This window comes from Sporichthya polymorpha DSM 43042 (genome assembly GCF_000384115.1).
Classification (GTDB): Bacteria; Actinomycetota; Actinomycetes; order Sporichthyales; family Sporichthyaceae; genus Sporichthya; species Sporichthya polymorpha.
On record NZ_KB913029.1, the window covers coordinates 219,508 to 221,573 of the forward strand.

At 71.8% G+C, this 2,066-nt stretch carries 2 protein-coding genes; both read right to left on the reverse strand.

Translation table 11 applies throughout. The features are described 5' to 3' along the window. Nucleotides 1–292: 292 nt before the first annotated feature. Complete coding sequence (locus SPOPO_RS0101135; RefSeq protein WP_019872950.1) at nt 293–1,354, reverse strand: ArdC-like ssDNA-binding domain-containing protein; 1,062 nt, start codon at nt 1,352–1,354, stop codon at nt 293–295. 57 nt (nt 1,355–1,411) lie between these two features. Then, entirely contained in the window at nt 1,412–1,888 is a 477-nt protein-coding gene (locus SPOPO_RS26790; RefSeq protein WP_019872951.1) for a hypothetical protein, read from the reverse strand. Between the last annotated feature and the right edge of the window lie 178 nt (nt 1,889–2,066).

Consider the following 2,066-nt stretch of genomic DNA (forward strand, 5'->3'; position numbering starts at 1 on the left):
GAGCCTGGCCTGCTGCACGGCTGCGGGTGGGTCAGTGAACATCGGGTCGGGATACATCAGGGCTCCTCAAGGTGTCGGTCGGGGCATCGCGTTCAGTTTCGGATTCAGGAATCGGGTTCGGGTGTCGCGTTCGGTGGCGGTGCCACCAAGCGGGGATTGGGGAAGCCTCGTTGTCCCCACGGTCGCGCGAAGTGCTCTGCCGCGGGCACCGTCGCCGTCGATCTGTGGACAGTGGGGAGGTCCGTCCGGGTTGTGGACGACGTCCGCCCGGGGTGGCACCGGACGGTTCGGGTCAGCATGGGCTCGGGCTGTCGTGCTCGGCCATGTGCGTGCACGCTGCCGAGGCGATGCGCTCGGGCGAGAGCCAGGGCGGATCGAGTTCCGCGGGCTCCGGCAGGCGGAGGTCGGTGAGGATGCCGCGTGCCGTGTCGATGACTCGGGCGGCGGTGTCCCGCAGGACGGTGGTGTTGCCGCCGGACCAGCCTGCGAGATAGGGCACGGAATAGGCGTCGCTGGCCAGGCCGGCGCTGTGGGCGACGAGGAAGGCGATCGACTCTGCTTCGACTTCAGCCTGGGCGCGGCAGTCCACGACGCTGCGCTGGCCGGTGAGGTGGTGGTCGGTGAGGAATCGGGTGTCGTGCCGGGCGCGGATGTGTCCGAGTTCGTGGGCGAAGGTCTTGGCCGCCTGGGCGTCGGCGACGTCGTCGCGGACGCACACCGTGCGGGTGCTGAAGTTGGTGATGCCGTTCGCGCCGCCCGGACACGGTCCGCGTTGCACCCGGTAGCCGTCAGCCTCGACGCACTGGGCCAACGCGTCGGTCAGCAGACGGGGAGCGTCGCCGGTGAGCAGGTGCGGGCTGCACTCGGGCAGCGGCTCTCCTTCGGTTTGCGCGATGTCGAAGACGTGCACGACCCGGAACCCCCGCAGCCGGGCCGCGGGCGCGCCGGGCTCAGCCTCGGACCCGTCAAGGCGCCTGCGTTGGTCATCGGATGAGTCGGGGCCCTGCCGCTGGGGGCGGTCCTGCTCGGGGCGGGGGCGCTGATCGGGGATCGGCCCGCTAGCCCTGGCGCGGTACAGGCAGGGCGCCAGGATGGCGATGCCCTTCTCTCCGGTCCGGACTCGCCGTCCGAGTGCGTTCCAGGTCCGAAGGCCGGCGACCTGGGTGGCATCGCTGCGTTGGGCTCCGATGAGCAGGACGTTGTTGGCGCTGTAGCTCGGGAAGCGAGCCGCGACCGAGAGCATGCGCCGCCACGCATCGCCGGTCGCGAGTTCCTCGACTGCGGTGACGAGGCGGGCGTGGGCAACGGCGAGTCGGTCCTCGCCGGCGGCTCGTCGCGGACCTGCTGCCCTCATCACAACTCCTTTGCGTGACGTTCTGTCAGATACTCAGGACCGGTGCCGGCGCCCGTGTCATCGGAAGGTGCCGGTCGGAAGTGCGAGCCCGGCGCACACGGGTGGGGACCATCCGAGGTAGCGGCTGGGTTGGACGAAGCCGGACTCCAGCCGGGCGAGGGTGACGTGATAGACCCCGCCGCGATTGCCGACGGTGGTGTCGAGGACGTCGTTGGAGACCGCGGTGATCCGGTTCGGGTTGCAGCCGGCGCGGGAGATGACCAGCGCGACGTGCCCGGGCTCGCCGGCTCCGGTGTCCCAGAACACGAACGCCCCCGGTGGTGGGCAGCGGTCGCCGGGGTGGGCGAGCCCGGCCTGCGCCATGGCGGTCCAGTGGGCGATGGCGCTCGGGTAACCGGAGTTGGCGTAGCCGTAGGCGCGGCAGACCAGCCGGTCGCAGAGTCGGTGCCACCCGCTGCGGGTCCCGGCCATGGCCAGGGCCGCATTAATCGCCTCGACCGGCCCGCGCGGCGCGCCGACCAGCGCCCATGCCACCGGCGACTCCACAGTCACCGGGCCGATGCGACCCGGAGACCAAGGGGGCCGACGCGGGCGCAGAAGTCGCGGAGGTCGGGGAGGTCGCGGTGGAGGCGGGTTCACCGGGCGGGCAGGACGGTGCTCCGGGCGCGCCGAGCACGGCGATGGTCGCCAGCAGCGGGGTTGCGACCGCGGC

Excerpts from the sequence above, each read along its gene's own strand:
- SPOPO_RS0101135 (WP_019872950.1), bottom strand. The coding sequence starts at position 1,354 with ATGAGGGCAGCAGGTCCGCGACGAGCCGCCGGCGAGGACCGACTCGCC.